This is a genomic window from Priestia sp. SIMBA_032 (assembly GCF_046535215.1).
Taxonomy (GTDB): domain Bacteria; phylum Bacillota; class Bacilli; order Bacillales; family Bacillaceae_H; genus Priestia; species Priestia aryabhattai.
In genome coordinates this window covers 1-248 of the sequence record NZ_JAWRXD010001264.1, presented here as the reverse complement: position 1 = coordinate 248, position 248 = coordinate 1, and the positions used below count along the sequence as shown (strand labels likewise).

Below are 248 nucleotides of genomic sequence, written 5' to 3'. Positions count from 1 at the left end.
ATCGCCCTCGTTGTAATGGATCCTGAAACACATTGGCTTATGCAAGGATTAATAAAGCAATTCCCGTGGTTTACAGTTTCTATTGTTTTATTCGTTATCGGATACTCGTCCCTTTGGTGGACAAACAAAAAGTACAATACACTAGGATATCCTCGTATTGCCGTTTTAGCTGTCGTCGCTCAATATGCATTTGCAAGCTACGCTTACGGCGTCGCGCATTTACCTTATATTATTTATCCTGACGTAAC

1 pseudogene is annotated in these 248 nt (G+C 40.7%); it reads left to right on the top strand.

The features are described 5' to 3' along the window. A pseudogene (locus SB717_RS38390) lies at nucleotides 1-248 on the top strand (cytochrome d ubiquinol oxidase subunit II); the annotation flags it as partial.